Origin of the sequence: Robbsia sp. KACC 23696 (assembly GCF_039852015.1) — a bacterium.
Taxonomy (GTDB): Bacteria; Pseudomonadota; Gammaproteobacteria; order Burkholderiales; family Burkholderiaceae; genus Robbsia.
The window spans coordinates 246,819-260,454 of sequence record NZ_CP156626.1 but is presented as its reverse complement, the minus strand read 5'-3'; the positions used below and the strand labels follow the sequence as shown (position 1 = coordinate 260,454).

The window sequence follows — 13,636 nt, the reverse complement described above, 5'->3', positions numbered from 1 at the left end:
TTCACTTATATAAGTCATGTTAATACGTCTAACTAAACGAATGCATCCTACCCATTCGGATTACGCGCTATTCGCCTAGCCATTGGGATGTATGAAACACTACCTACCTAAAGGTTTGCACCATGCCGCTACCGCTGATCGACGCTGCTCCCACGCCCACCCCGCCGCAAGGCCATGCATGGCGCGAACGGCATGACACCCTCCCCGCCGCTGCCGCGACATCACCGTCAACGGCCACGCCGGAAGACGATAGCGTGACACACAGCGTCTCAGCGGACGACCTACCCGTGTGGCATGCGACCGATACCTTGCCACTCACGGCTGCGATCGCCCATGAACTGCGCACTCCGCTGCACGGCCTGCTGGGCACCTTGGAACTGTTGCAAAAAACGTCGCTCACCACGCATCAACACGCGCTGCTGCGTGTTGGGAGCGATGCAACGGCGGCGCTGATGCGCATAGCGAACGACGTCCTCGACTTCACGAAACTTCGTACGACGCAACCGTCGTTGCGTGTGGAGCCGTGCGATCTGCGGCGCCTGATCGACGATCTGATCATGTTGTTGGATGCGCAGGCGCGGCGCGCCGGCGTGCTGCTGGAAAGCCAGGTCGACGCGATGCTCGCGCCGAGCGTGATGACCGATCAGGTGCGATTAAGACAAGTTCTGCTCAACCTCATGACCAATGCGCTGAAGTTCACAGACGTCGGTCGAATTCTGATTCGCGTCACGGTTTCAGCAAATGACGCGACTGCGGAACCGTCTCGTGCGCCACCGATCGCGACAGTCCGGACAACGCCCCCAAGTCTCAACGCCGCCGCCACAGCACGCGCCGCGGAGGCATCGACACCGCCGCCGGCGATGCCCTCCTCGATGCAGCAGTCGATCGTCATCGAGGTCATCGATACCGGCATCGGCATCCCGGCGGCGGCATTGGCGGCGATCTGGCGGCCTTTCGTCCAAGTGGATGCGCATGTATCCCGCAATCGCGAAGGGAGTGGGCTCGGCCTCTCGATCGCGAAATTGATGGCGTCGCGATTGGGTTGTACCTTGACGCTCGACAGCGAGGTGGGCGTGGGCACGACCGCACGGCTGTCGGCCCGCTGGCCTGTCGGCGCACAGCCATCGGCACCGATCCACGATGCCCCCGCATGCGGGCACGACCACGTCGCGCCCACCGAAAGCAAGGGGCCGGCCGCACGCGACGCCACGCTGCAAACCGTTTCGGTCGCGCCGATCAGCGCACATATTCTGGTGGTCGATGATCACCCGACGACGCGTTTGATTCTCCGCGCGCAGTTAGGGGCATTGGGACATCGCGTCCGCTTGGCCGAAGATGCCGAAGCCGCGCTCGCCTTGCTGCGACAGCGGCGCTTCGATCTGATGCTGACCGATTGCAAGATGCCCGGGCGCGACGGGCTGGCGCTGGCGGCGGCCTGGCGACATGCCGAAGGGGTTGGCGCCTTGCCGATGCGGGTGGTTGGACTGACGGCCAATCCCTTACCCAATCTGGCGTTGCAGCAACCCGCCGCGGGTTTCGACGCGTGCCTGGTGAAGCCGGTCACATTACAGACGTTGGAACGCCTGTGCGATATCCGTCCTTCGCCGACCCGCCCTCCAGCCGGGATAGGCAACGACGCCGAACGATCGTCCGCCGCACTGGACCCTGGCGAACGATCGATCTTCGCCGCCGCGCGCGCGCATCGACCCAGCACGCCGCGGCGGCCGCCCCTCGATCTACCGCGCATTGCCGAGATGTTCGGCTGCGCCGCCACGCTCGACCGCGTACTGACATCGTTCGCGACCGCGACATTGGAAGATCTGCGCAAGATCGACACCGCCTTGCGCGACAATCGCCCCGCGATCGCCTGCCAGCGTCCCTTGCATCGCCTGACCGGGGGACTGCAGGTGCTGGGCTGCCATGCGCTGGCCAACCTCGGCGCCATGCTGGAGCAAGCGCTGGTGACGCCGATCGGCCGCGCCAGTCCGGCCGCACGGGAACGTGTCGGCGGACGCGGCGCATTGGGCACGTTTGGCGGCAGCGCGCACGCGACCCCGCACCGGAAGCGCAACGCCGCGAACCACACCGCGGCGTTATCGATGGCGGACGGCGCGGGCGGCGCGGCCGTCGATTCCCCGCACGACAAGCGCTTGAAGCGCCGGCTACACGCCTTCGGCGTGCAAGTCGCCCTGTGCCTTGACTGGCTTGCGCGCCAACGTATCCGGTAACCCCGAGCAGCTAGCCGGATGCCCTGTTGTTTCGTCGGCACCGGCGCTGCTGCAACGGTCAACCCAGGCCGTGTAATTGCGCCATCTGTGCCACGTCGATCGCGCTCTCACAGCACAGTTTTCGCAGCAGATTCATCTTGTGGACGGCCACCGTCTTCTGACTGATCGACAACTGCTGGGCGATCATACGATTGCTATTGCCCTTTGCGATCAGCATTGCCACCGACAACTCACGGTTCGAGAGCAAGTCGAAAGGGTTATCGCCGTTGCTAGCGCCCCCGCAAGGCTTCACGTTGAAGCCTTGCGCGACAAGGCCGATGGCCGCCCCGACCTTTTCCATCGCTTCGAATTTATTCAAGAAGCCCGAGATATGCATCGCGTTCAAACGGCAGGCGAACATCTCGTAGCGTTTGGCGGTGTAGACGAAGATTTTGACTTCCGGATGCAGCTGCTGAACGATCCGAATGAAATCGACGCCTGCCATATCGGGCAGATCGAGATCGACGATCACCAACTGGAACTTCTCGTCCTCGCCGCTGTACCGCACATCGGCCAGCGCGGCACGGCCCTGTCGCGCCGTCATCACATGTTTCAACTTCCCCGTGACGCCGCCCTTTCGGCAAGCCACCTCGATTGCTGCGAAGACGCAAGGATGATCGTCGACGACGAGAACATTGCAAGGCGCCATGGTCCCCTCGGTACTATCGGACGGATTCCCTGTCGTAATCTGTTTAGCTTGGTCCACGCGTATCCCTTCGTTGTCCCAATGAAGCACGGCCTGTCCAAGGACACACCGCAATGCGCCGGAACGGCATGCAACATTTAACGGCTAACGTCCGCATTGTGCCCGCTTCCGGCGATGCGTCCCACTGCCCTTGCTTTATCTTCATACGGTCAATGCCTGTCCGGTGGCAGGATAACGACTTATCCGAATTAAATATCTACGTCCTGTCTTAGGTATCGGACAGCGACACCCGGTGCGACGCTAAATCGGATACGTCTGAGTCGCTTCGGAGACCATCAGCACGCGCACGCGGGGCACATGGCACAATGACTGCATGACTCACTTAAGGGGCTTCGGCCTTGCGATGCCTGCGCCAGTGTTGCAATGCGGCAAAGGCACACGACCGCGTCTCCGCCTCTTCTAATTAAGCGACCTTACATGGCTGCCCCGTTTTCGACATCGCGCACGCCGGGCCGACACCCGGCCGTGCCGGCTTTTGCTGCACTGCTGCTCGCGGCCTGCCTACCGCTTCAGGTATCGGCCCAGGATCGGGATACGCCCGTTCGCCGCTACACGCCGCCGCCGCGCATCGAATGGGAGCTTACCGTCCTGACCGATGGCAAGCAGACGGACCGCTTATCCGGCAATACCGCCGTCGGCCAGTCGGCAACGGTGACCCGCCACTGGGACGTACGCCATACGGTCGGATGCGAAGGGGCCGAGACACAGCCGCTGACGTTTACACGCACGTTGACGCTATCGCCGCTCGGCGTGGACAGCCACCAGGTCATCGGTTTCTCGGTCGACACGCAGGAGACGATCGACGACGACGCACAGCCGACGGTTCGCTCCGACGGCTGTGCGCTGCCGCCCACGCCACGCGTCATTACGGCCCACCATCCCGAGTGGGATCTGACCGCGGGACAAACGGTGTCATGGACGATCGTGCCGCACCATCCGACACTGGTTTATCAGTTGACGGCCCACGTCGTCGATAGCACCGCGGGCGGCGCTGCCGGTCCCGCATCCGATGCGCGCCCGACGACGGCCGTCGGCAACGCGCCGAGCGGTGGAGAAGCGGTCTCGCTTGGCAACAAGACTGAGACTAGATCCGGCATCGACGCAGGCGCCTCTGCGACAGCAACGTCGCCCTCCGGAACGGTCCCGGGACAGGGGGCGCGGTAGCGCGAAACGTGCGCCGCGAGTAAGCTATTTCCATGAGACATCCGCAAGCACTGGCAAACGACGACGACTTCACCGCGGTGAGTTGGAACCTGCACAAGGGGCGCTCCCCGCTCGGGCTACAAGTCTGGAAACCGATGCGGGATTGGCTCGCGGGCAGTGGGGCGGACGCCTGTTTCCTGCAGGAAGCAATGGCCAAACGCCTGCCCGCGGCGCTGACGCCCGCGGGATTCGGCGAATCGATGGAAGATCCGCCGGATGCGCTTTGGCATTGCCAAGCGACGGAAATCGCCGCCTCGCTGAACATGCAGGTGACGCTCGGACCCAATGTCTTCAAGCCCTCGTGGCGGCACGGTAATGCCATTCTTTCGCCGCACCCTCTCGATCTGAGCGGGCGCTGGGATATTTCCGCGCATCGCTTCGAACGGCGGGGACTGCTTGCCGCCCGAATGACCTATAAAGGGCAGGTCATTACCTTGCTCTGCGCGCATCTGGCGCTGACTCGCAGCGCTCGCCTGCGCCAGATGCGATGGATCGCTACCTGGATCGCCACGGGGGCGCCGGAAGGCCCTCTGATTCTGGCAGGCGACTTCAACGATTGGAAAAACGACTCGCCGGCGATTTTCGCCGATGCCGGCCTGATCGAAGTCGCGGGCGCCCTGGGCGTCAGCGGCCGCACCTTTCCCGCATTCTCGCCGGCCTTGGCGCTGGACAAGATGTTCGTCCGCGGCCTCACGCCCATTAGTTGGGTCGCGCCGGATTCAAAGGCCTCCTGGCTGTCGGATCACCTCCCCTATGTCGCCAAGTTGCGGCTGAACCCGAACACTGCGGCGTAAACACCGCAGTTTCGCGGGCGATCGCGCCGCTTTTTGGCGAATTCCGATCAATATCCGGTCGGGGGACAGGTCATTTCTGCTGTGCCTGGGCGCATCAGGTAAAATACCGAGCTATTTTTGTGGAATTTGGGACAGGCCGGGTCGGCCCTTCGCCCTTATTGCGCCGTCGTGCCTATGGGTGGCGCCTTTTACGGACAAGAAATGAGTAATCTGAACCAGGAAACCGTCCTGAGCGTGCACCATTGGACGGACACGCTTTTCAGCTTCAAATGCACGCGCGACCCGTCCTTCCGCTTCCTGAACGGCCAGTTCACGATGGTAGGACTGCCGGTGGAGGGCAAGCCCCTGCTCCGCGCGTACAGCCTGGCCAGCGCCAATTACGAAGAATCGCTCGAGTTCCTGTCGATCAAGGTCCAGGACGGCCCGTTGACCTCGCGCCTGCAGCATTTGCAGCCTGGCGACACGGTGATGATCGGCCGCAAGCCTACCGGCACGCTGATCGTCGATAACCTGCTGCCCGGCAAGACCCTGTGGATGCTGTCGACCGGCACCGGTTTGGCGCCGTTCATGAGCGTCATCAAGGACCCGGAAGTCTATGAGCGTTACGACCGTATCGTTCTGACACACACCTGCCGTTTCGAGCGTGAGCTGGCTTATCAGCAATACATCACGGAGACGCTGCCGGCAGATGAGCACTTCGGCGAATTGATCCGCGACAAGCTGGTCTATTACCCGACGGTCACGCGTGAAACGTTCCGGACGCAGGGACGCATCACCGACCTGATCTCGTCGGGCAAGCTGTTCACGGATCTGGATCTGCCGCCGTTCTCGGTCGAAAACGACCGCCTGATGCTCTGCGGTAGCCCGCACATGCTGAAGGACACGCGCGCCTTGTTGGACGCGGCCGGCCTCAAGGAAGGCAATCACTCCACGCCGGGTCATTACGTGATCGAGCGCGCGTTCGTCGACTGATCGCACTTGCCTGCCTGCCGCTTTTTTGCATCGGTGGCAGCCGGCATGCGACGACGGCGGAGCGGGCACGCTGCGTGCTCAACTAAATTCATAGCGGGAGTGTCTTGCCGTGTCTATCGGCAAGCGCCCTAGGCGACGTGTCGGATAATTGCCACGTGCGCACCCAGCTTACCGTCCACGTGGATCATCGGTGCGATATCGTCAAGCGCCGCGCCACCGCGCTTCGAGGGCGCCCCAGCGCTCTCGAAGCGACGCAAGTCATTGACTTTGAAATGTTTCTTGCTGTAACAAGGCGAAATTGTTTGCAAAGTCGATAGCGGTTTTAGGACGGATGTCGATAATGGGAACCAAGGGACGAGCGCGCAGGCACCATCCGTAGTGACGCGCCACCGTCAACCAGAATTCAGTCGTGTCATCCGCCATGGTGGCGGACGGCGACCGAGTTCGAGACGCCAAACGTTTCTGCGGCGGACCGCTTTTGAAGGCGGCAGGCACGCGAAACGCACAGACCAGGAGTTATCCAGATGCGCATCGCTCAAATTGCACCGCTGTATGAAGCCGTTCCGCCGAAGTTTTACGGTGGCACCGAACGCGTGGTTTCCTATCTGACGGAAGCACTGGTCGAGCAAGGACATGACGTCACGCTGTTCGCCAGCGGTGACTCGCAGACCAGCGCCAAGCACGAGGCAGTGTGGCCGAAGGCATTGCGTCTCGATCCGTCGATCCGCGATGCGAACGCGCCGCATGCCCTGCTATTGGAAACGGTGCGTCGTCGTGCGCATGAATTCGATGTGCTGCACTTCCATCTGGACTACGCGCCGTTCGCCCTGTTTTCGCAAATGGACGTGCCGTTCGTAACGACGCTGCATGGCCGTTTGGATCTGGTCGAGCTGCAGCCGGTTTTTAACGCGTTCCCGAAAGCCCCGGTGGTCTCGATCTCCGATTCGCAGCGCGCACCGCTTCACGCTAACTGGATGGACACTGTCTATCACGGTCTGCCGAGCCAGTTGCTGACACCGCGTCAAGACATCGAACCGGAATATTTGGCCTTCCTGGGCCGTATCTGCCCGGAAAAGCGCCCGGATACGGCGATCAAGATCGCCGCGCAGACGGGCATGAAGTTGAAGATCGCGGCAAAGGTCGACAAGGTCGACCAGGAATACTTCGAGCGCGAAATCGAACCGCTGCTGAAGACGGCCGACGTCGAATTCATCGGTGAAATCAACGAAGCGCAGAAGCCGGCCTTCCTGTCGGGCGCCAAGGCGTTGCTGCTGCCGATCGATTGGCCGGAGCCCTTTGGCCTGGTTATGATCGAAGCAATGGCATGCGGTACGCCGGTGATCGCGTTCAACCGCGGTTCGGTGCCGGAAGTGATCGATCAGGGCGTCACTGGCTTCATCGTCGAGGACATCTACGGTGCAGTGGCGGCGGTGGACCGCTTGAAGGAACTGCCGCGCCGCGCGATCCGTGCCCGTTTCGATGAGCGTTTCACGGCCGATACGATGGCTAGCAACTACGTCAAGGTCTACGAGCGTCTGATCGGCGAGCAAGCCGCAACGCAGCGTCCGGTACTGCGTCAAGTCAGCTAAACGCTGAATCGACCGAATAGACTGTGTCAAAAACCCTTCCGGATGACGGAAGGGTTTTTTTATGGCCTGCCGAGGCCGAGACTTCTCGCGCGAGCCCGCCGGCTCGCGCAAAACGGCATCAGCCGTTTTCGAGCATCCGTGTCAGCAGCCCTTCGAGTTGCGTCGCTTCCTCTTTCGTGAAGCCCTGCAGCAGTTCGTTATACACGCCGACGATCAGCGGCAGGATTTCGGGAAACAGCGCGCGACCTCGCTCGGTCAGCTCTAGGCTGACCGAGCGGCGATCGTCGGTGCTGCGGGTACGACGGACGATGTCCTTCTTCTCTAGACGATCGATCAGACGCGTCATCGCGCCCGGATCATAGTCGAGAAGACGCGACAGCTCGGCCGGCGTCGATGCCGTGCCCTCGGCCAGGGTCACCACGACCCCCCACTGCGCGGCCGTCAGGTCCAGTGTCTCCAGCCGTTCGCTCACACGTTCGAGCAGCAAGTGCCGTACACGCGTGAGCAAGCGACCAACCGCCCGTTTGTAATCGAAATTCTCAATCGAATAGATGTCTGTCATAGGAGCCTTGAAAACGCTAGGCAAAGGGTTGGGTTAGATGATTTTTATTGCCATGTCGTTCATTGTCAACATCAAAGATTGTTCGCTCATGCGAATCGCTCCGAAGACCCTGCCGACGGCTCAGTATGGCGCGCAAAACCGACAGTATTCTGAAAGCTTTCTTGCTTCTGGTGTATACCGCTGGCGCCGTCGGCGAATGTGCGCTAGCCGCCAAACATCGCCAAACTACCTCATTTTCCCCCTCGAAGCGGACGCTCGATACGACGACGCAAAGCGCGAAAAAGCGGTCGTTCGATCATCGAGGGGCGCGTCCGACGCCCGTTTGCTGCGTCAGCAACGATCGGCCGGGAACGGTATAGTCAAACAGACGTATGCACGCTGTCCCCTACGCGGCACAGCGTAGGGAAGAAGAATCTGGCATCGTCTTACATACGCTGGTAGATGAGACCACGCGTCAGACCAGAGCAAAAAAGAGGGAAACGATGAAGATAGACAAGACCGATTTGCCGGTCGATGCCGCGTCAAGCGGTATCGGCCGCACGGTGTGGCACGCGATTGGTAAATCGCTTGCCGTGGTCGCCTTGAGCGCGGCCAGCCTCACGGCAATCCAGGCACACGCCGCCGGCGTCAATATCGGCGTGAATGTGGGCGGCCCCGGCTACGTCGGCGGCCCCCCGCCTCCGCCGCCGCGTCGCTGGCATCGACGCCATTGGCATCGTCCGCCGCCCCCGCCGCCGCGTCACTGGCGTCATGGGCCGCCGCCGCATCGGGGCCCCGGCTGGCACCCTTAAACGGCAGCCGACATCTCACGCGCGCGTCGGTGCGACGCCGCCCGGTCGAACCCGCCGCTGACGTGTTTAACCCTGTGGTTGCCTGATCCAGCCCTGCGCCACGCGCAGGGCGCCAGCGGCGGCATCGCCCGCCGCTGCTCGCAGCCGTGCTTTATGACGGTTCGCCAATGCCCCTGCCAGCCAGGGCGCCACACTTCCCGCCAAGACCACCGGTAGCGCCATGCCCGGATCCAGCGCATCGATCATCGCATCGACGTCGGATGCGGCACGCGCGCGCAAGGCGCGAACCGTCGGATGATCGGGAAAATCGACGACCACGCGCATCAAGGCCGCGTAATCGGTCTGGTTCGCCGACGTCAACCACGCCTGCAAACGGTCGCGACCGTCCGGCAGACTTGCATGATGTGCCTGCCCGGGCGCCGTCGTGCGTGGGTCTGATGGGCCGGGCGCCGTAGCCGCTCCGAGCGCCGGTGCTGCCTTGCCGATTCGATCCGAGGGCACCATCACATCGATTAATGCGCGCGCAAAGGCGTCGATGGGCACGCGCCCGTCCAGGGCCCGCTGCGCGTAACCTGCCGCCTGCAAGCCGAACCACGCACCACTGGCCTCGTCGCCCGCCGGAAAGCCGAAGCCGCCAACGGTGCGCCAGCCCCGCTCAGCATCCATCGCACAACCGATGCTGCCCGTTCCAAGTGCGATAACCACCCCGGCGATGATCTCGCCGTCGCCGGCCATCCGCGCGCGCGCGCGCCCCCGCCGGTCGCGCTCCGCCGCCTGAGCGCAAACTCGCTGTGCCGCGCTCTTGGGACGCGGCGCGGCGGCCGGTGTCGTGCTGTCGCCGAGCGCACCGGCCCATGTCGTAAACGCGTCGCTGAAGACCGACAGGGACCGCAGCGGCGGCGCACTCGCAATGAACGCATCGCGCCATGGCACGTGATTGACGCCGGCGAGTCCGCACGCCATCACGCACTCCGACCACTGCCAGTCGAGCTTCGCCGCCGCGAAAGCCTCGGTGCAGGCGTGCTCGATCGCCGCCCAGGCACGCTCGATACCCAGCCCCAGGCCGGACGGACCGGCAACGCCGCGCAATGGCCAACTGATCGGCATGGCCCCAGCGCGCAGGCCCTGGCCGGGCGGCTGGCCTTCTTGCCCGGCACCGTCGACACGGTGTTCCGCGGCCCCCGTCACGTCTTCGGCGAGATGCCCGGGATGCGCTGCGATAAGCACCCGCGTGCCGGAACCGCCGCCATCGACGCCGATGTAAAACCGGGCTGAAGCCGACGCGTTGACCGCTTCCCCCGACTGAGTGGAAGCAAGCGAAAAATAGGTATCGCCAGACCCGCTGTTCTTGTTTGACATGGGTTATCCCAAAAGGCGAAGAGTCAATGGCACGCGTTGGCTAGGCGTCTGCCGTCCCCCGACGGCATCCATCGAACCCACGGCCGAATGACCGCTTGCCGATGTCGGCGCAGTCGCTGCAATCCGTCGCAGCCCCGCCGCGCTATCTGCCAACACGACGATTCTATCGCTGTCCTGGCGATCGGCTCAAAAACCGCTGACGATACGACCGCCGCCACGTCTGCTCGGCTGCGCGTATCGATGGCAGCGTACGCCGAAAAGCACAACGCCCACCGCATGCGCTTGCATGGGGTGGGCGTTGGCAATGTCGGGTGACGCGGCACGGAAACGCCGCGTCACCCAGCCGGCGTCACAGTCCGTTGACGGCGGCCCGACCGGCGGTGGCGCTGCTCACGATCCGGCCGGTGGGGACGCCTTGCACCGCCACCCCCGTCGTCGATCCGCTCGGTGTGGCCGACAGCGCCAAGGCGGGCGCCGTCTCCAGCGACGCGACGGCGATCTTCGAACGCGTCGCTTGGGCGAGCACCGTTGCGGTCGACGGGTCGATACCCTTCGTAAACGGATGCGGATAGACACCGATGACCATGACGACGAGTGCCATCGCGCCCAGCACCGTTATCTCACGCAGCCCCAGGTCCTTCAACTTGGCCACACGCTCGTTCGCCACCGGCCCGAAGATCACGCGCTTGTACATCCACAAGGTGTACGCCGCGCTCAGCACCATCGTCGATGCCGCGCCCAAGCCGATCCAGAAGTTGTACTTGATCGCGCCCATGATGACCATGAACTCACCGACGAAACCGGACGTTCCTGGCAGGCCGACGTTCGCCATCGTGAAGACCATCATGAAGACGGCGAAGCGCGGCATCGTATTGATCACGCCGCCATAGGCATCGATCGACTGCGTCTGCATCCGGTCGCTCAGCACCCCCATGCAGAGGAACATCGCGCCCGAGACGAAACCGTACGAGATCAATTGGACGATCGCGCCGACGACACCGATCTGGCTGAAGATAAACAGGCCGAGCGTCACCAAGCCCATGTGCGCGACCGACGAATAGGCGATGACCTTGCTCATATCGGTCTGCGCCAATGCGACGAGGCTGGCGTAGACGACGGCGATCAGCGACAACGCGATCAGCACCGGCGCGAAAAAGTGGCTGGCATCCGGCGTGATCGGCAGCGAGAAGCGCAGAAAGCCATAGGCGCCCAGCTTCAACACGCTCATCATCACCGATGCACCGATCGGCGCCTCCAAGTGCGCGTCGGGCAGCCAGGTATGCACCGGCCACATCGGCACCTTGACGGCGAAGGCCGCGAAGAAGGCCAGGAAAATCCAAATCTGTTGCGACAGCGACAGCGGCATCGACGACCACGTCGCCATGTCGAAGCTATGCGAGACCTTGTACAGATAGATCAGCGCGACCAGCATCGTCAGCGAGCCGATCAACGAGAAGAAGAAGAACTTGACCGCCGCATAGACCCGATTCGCCCCGCCCCAGCCGCCGATGAGCAGATAAAAGGGAACCAGCGTCGCCTCGAAGAACACAAAGAAGAGCAGGCCGTCCTGGGCAGTAAAGACACCGATCAGGAAACCGGACAGCAGCAGAAAGGCCGACAGGTATTGCGGTACTCGAATCGTCGAGCGCCACGACGCCAGCACGATGACGACGGTCGTGAATGCGGTGAGCACCACCAGCCAAAGCGAGATACCGTCGATCCCGAGGTGATAGGTACTGTTCAATGCCGGCAGCCAGTTGGCCTGCTCGACGAACTGCTCGGCGCCCGACGTCGCGTCGTAGCCGAAGACCAGCGGAATGGTCAGCAGCAAACCCAGGATCGAGCCGATCAAGGCCAGCCAGCGCGCGGGCGTGGGCTGCTTCGATGAACCGACACACAGAATGGCGACGCCGAAAACGATGGGGACCCAGATGGCCAGGCTAAGCAGCGGAAGTGATTGCATTGATCAACGAATTCGTTTTTAGCGCGGTGGGACGACGGACCCCGGCGACATGACGGACAGAGCGGACCCGGCGCAGGCCTGAATGGCCGACAGCGATCGGCAGCGGCACGTCCCGCGTCGACGTCCGGGCACGCCCACAGGGGCTGCGCGCGATGCGCGCAAGGGCTCCCCGGGACGCACCCCCGAAATCTGCGCCCAATTGTCGCAGCGAAACCTTGGCACCGCAATCTTTACCGCGCCTCGTGTCGTCGCACGCGAAGTATTTGGGTAAACGAGCATAACCGGTTCGTTCACTTTTTGCAGCACAAGCCCTTGGCGCAGCGGCGCATTTTCAGACGGGAGCCGTCGCGGGCGCGGGTCTGCGCTTGCACCGGGCAATAGTCCATTGTGGAAAATGGCAGACGCGCGACGCCGAACGGCGTTGGATAACGCGGCGTTTAGCGGCTTGACGTGACACGATCGTGATGGCAACGCGATTGGTAATTGCCCAATCGTATTGTTCTCATATACGATTTATTGGCGTGCCAAGATGGGATCATGCCCATGGCGCAAAACCGTCGGTCCAACGATGATCAGAACTACGCGCTTTCCACTTCAGTCCGGCCTCGCCGCCACCAGCGACATAGCAGGGGACGACGCCTCCGGTGCGTCCGGGGGCAGTGCACCCGGCGGCCCTATCGGCACACCCGCTGCCGGAGGTTCCTATGCCCATTTGCCGCTGTATGCCCAGATTCAGCGCTTTATCCGCGGCGAAATCGCCAGCGGGCGCCTGAAAGAAGGCGATCAGATCCCCACCGAGGCCGCGCTCTGCGAGCAATTCAAGGCGGCGCGTGCCACGGTCGCCCGTGCGGTTCAGCAATTGGCGCTGGAGGGATTGATCCTGCGGCGCGCCGGCAGCGGCAGTTTCGTCTCGATGCGCTCGATCAGCGCACCGCTCCAGTTGACCGAAGTCTCGTCCTTCGAGGACAAGCTGGCAATGGAAGGGGCCAGCGTCAGCTATGAAGTGCTGGGCTTTTCCACCCGCGTCGCGGGCGAGGAGCACGGCGCACTACTGGGCATCGATGCCACCGAACGGGTTTTCGAACTCCGTCGGCTGCGGATCATCGGCGACCAGCGTGCCAGCCTGGAGGTCCGGATCATTCCGCCGGCCATCGGCGGCGCGATCACCGTGGAAATGCTGCACAGTCGCTCGATCCACCGGATTCTCGACGAGTTGGGTTCGCCGGTGCGCCAGGTGGTCGGGAAAATCCGCGCCTCGATCGCCACGCCCGAATTGGCGGCCCAGCTCGACGTCGCCCCCGGCACGGCACTGCTGATCCGCGACTACACGCTGCGCGACGGCGCCGGCCGGCCGCTAATCAGCGGCGAGTCCTACTATCGCGCTGAATTCCATATCGACTACGTCGTGCAACAGATTGCTTGATCGTGGC

Annotated in this window: 10 protein-coding genes and 1 pseudogene; 7 read left to right on the top strand and 4 right to left on the bottom strand. The window is 62.9% G+C overall.

What is annotated here, in order from left to right; translation table 11 throughout:
* Nucleotides 1–122 precede the first annotated feature (122 nt).
* Nucleotides 123–2,228: an ATP-binding protein gene (locus ABEG21_RS01010; protein ID WP_347555451.1), complete on the top strand. Its 2,106-nt coding sequence runs from the start codon at nt 123–125 to the stop codon at nt 2,226–2,228.
* Between the two features lie 58 nt (nt 2,229–2,286).
* Here the strand turns inward: ABEG21_RS01010 and ABEG21_RS01005 are convergent, their stop codons facing one another.
* Nucleotides 2,287–2,916 (bottom strand): response regulator transcription factor, encoded by a 630-nt coding sequence (locus ABEG21_RS01005; protein ID WP_347555450.1) that lies wholly within the window; start codon nt 2,914–2,916, stop codon nt 2,287–2,289.
* Between the two features lie 474 nt (nt 2,917–3,390).
* Between ABEG21_RS01005 and ABEG21_RS01000 the strand changes: the two genes are divergently transcribed.
* The 4 genes from ABEG21_RS01000 (at nt 3,391) to ABEG21_RS00985 (ending at nt 7,531) form a co-directional block, all read left to right on the top strand.
* On the top strand, nt 3,391–4,137 hold the full coding sequence (locus ABEG21_RS01000; protein WP_347555449.1) for a hypothetical protein: 747 nt from the start codon (nt 3,391–3,393) through the stop codon (nt 4,135–4,137).
* A gap of 32 nt (nt 4,138–4,169) precedes the next feature.
* On the top strand, nt 4,170–4,970 hold the full coding sequence (locus ABEG21_RS00995; protein WP_347555448.1) for an endonuclease/exonuclease/phosphatase family protein: 801 nt from the start codon (nt 4,170–4,172) through the stop codon (nt 4,968–4,970).
* A 201-nt stretch (nt 4,971–5,171) separates the two neighbouring features.
* A complete protein-coding gene (locus ABEG21_RS00990; RefSeq protein ID WP_347555447.1) occupies nt 5,172–5,942 on the top strand; it encodes a ferredoxin--NADP reductase in 771 nt (256 codons plus the stop codon).
* 524 nt (nt 5,943–6,466) lie between these two features.
* A complete protein-coding gene (locus ABEG21_RS00985; protein WP_347555446.1) occupies nt 6,467–7,531 on the top strand; it encodes a glycosyltransferase family 4 protein in 1,065 nt (354 codons plus the stop codon).
* Between the two features lie 118 nt (nt 7,532–7,649).
* Here the strand turns inward: ABEG21_RS00985 and ABEG21_RS00980 are convergent, their stop codons facing one another.
* On the bottom strand, nt 7,650–8,093 hold the full coding sequence (locus tag ABEG21_RS00980; RefSeq protein ID WP_347555445.1) for a MarR family transcriptional regulator: 444 nt from the start codon (nt 8,091–8,093) through the stop codon (nt 7,650–7,652).
* Nucleotides 8,094–8,575: 482 nt separating this feature from the next.
* On the opposite strand from ABEG21_RS00980, the gene ABEG21_RS00975 reads away from it, so the two are divergent.
* Nucleotides 8,576–8,884 (top strand): hypothetical protein, encoded by a 309-nt coding sequence (locus ABEG21_RS00975; protein ID WP_347555444.1) that lies wholly within the window; start codon nt 8,576–8,578, stop codon nt 8,882–8,884.
* A gap of 66 nt (nt 8,885–8,950) precedes the next feature.
* Here ABEG21_RS00975 and ABEG21_RS00970 read toward each other — a convergent pair whose 3' ends face one another.
* Together ABEG21_RS00970 and ABEG21_RS00965 are read right to left on the bottom strand one after the other, a co-directional pair.
* Nucleotides 8,951–10,243 (bottom strand): hypothetical protein, encoded by a 1,293-nt coding sequence (locus ABEG21_RS00970; protein WP_347555443.1) that lies wholly within the window; start codon nt 10,241–10,243, stop codon nt 8,951–8,953.
* A 487-nt stretch (nt 10,244–10,730) separates the two neighbouring features.
* Nucleotides 10,731–12,206, bottom strand: a pseudogene (locus tag ABEG21_RS00965) (NADH-quinone oxidoreductase subunit M); the annotation flags it as partial.
* 568 nt (nt 12,207–12,774) lie between these two features.
* Here ABEG21_RS00965 and ABEG21_RS00960 point away from each other — a divergent pair.
* A complete protein-coding gene (locus ABEG21_RS00960; protein ID WP_347555442.1) occupies nt 12,775–13,629 on the top strand; it encodes a GntR family transcriptional regulator in 855 nt (284 codons plus the stop codon).
* The last annotated feature ends 7 nt before the right edge of the window (nt 13,630–13,636 follow it).

What these genes read in the sequence shown, in the direction of transcription:
- ABEG21_RS01010 (WP_347555451.1), top strand. Translation starts at nt 123, where the DNA reads ATGCCGCTACCGCTGATCGACGCTGCTCCCACGCCCACCCCGCCGCAA.
- ABEG21_RS01005 (WP_347555450.1), bottom strand. Translation starts at nt 2,916, where the DNA reads ATGGCGCCTTGCAATGTTCTCGTCGTCGACGATCATCCTTGCGTCTTC.
- ABEG21_RS01000 (WP_347555449.1), top strand. Translation starts at nt 3,391, where the DNA reads ATGGCTGCCCCGTTTTCGACATCGCGCACGCCGGGCCGACACCCGGCC.
- ABEG21_RS00995 (WP_347555448.1), top strand. Translation starts at nt 4,170, where the DNA reads ATGAGACATCCGCAAGCACTGGCAAACGACGACGACTTCACCGCGGTG.
- ABEG21_RS00990 (WP_347555447.1), top strand. Translation starts at nt 5,172, where the DNA reads ATGAGTAATCTGAACCAGGAAACCGTCCTGAGCGTGCACCATTGGACG.
- ABEG21_RS00985 (WP_347555446.1), top strand. Translation starts at nt 6,467, where the DNA reads ATGCGCATCGCTCAAATTGCACCGCTGTATGAAGCCGTTCCGCCGAAG.
- ABEG21_RS00980 (WP_347555445.1), bottom strand. Translation starts at nt 8,093, where the DNA reads ATGACAGACATCTATTCGATTGAGAATTTCGATTACAAACGGGCGGTT.
- ABEG21_RS00975 (WP_347555444.1), top strand. Translation starts at nt 8,576, where the DNA reads ATGAAGATAGACAAGACCGATTTGCCGGTCGATGCCGCGTCAAGCGGT.
- ABEG21_RS00970 (WP_347555443.1), bottom strand. Translation starts at nt 10,243, where the DNA reads ATGTCAAACAAGAACAGCGGGTCTGGCGATACCTATTTTTCGCTTGCT.
- ABEG21_RS00960 (WP_347555442.1), top strand. Translation starts at nt 12,775, where the DNA reads ATGATCAGAACTACGCGCTTTCCACTTCAGTCCGGCCTCGCCGCCACC.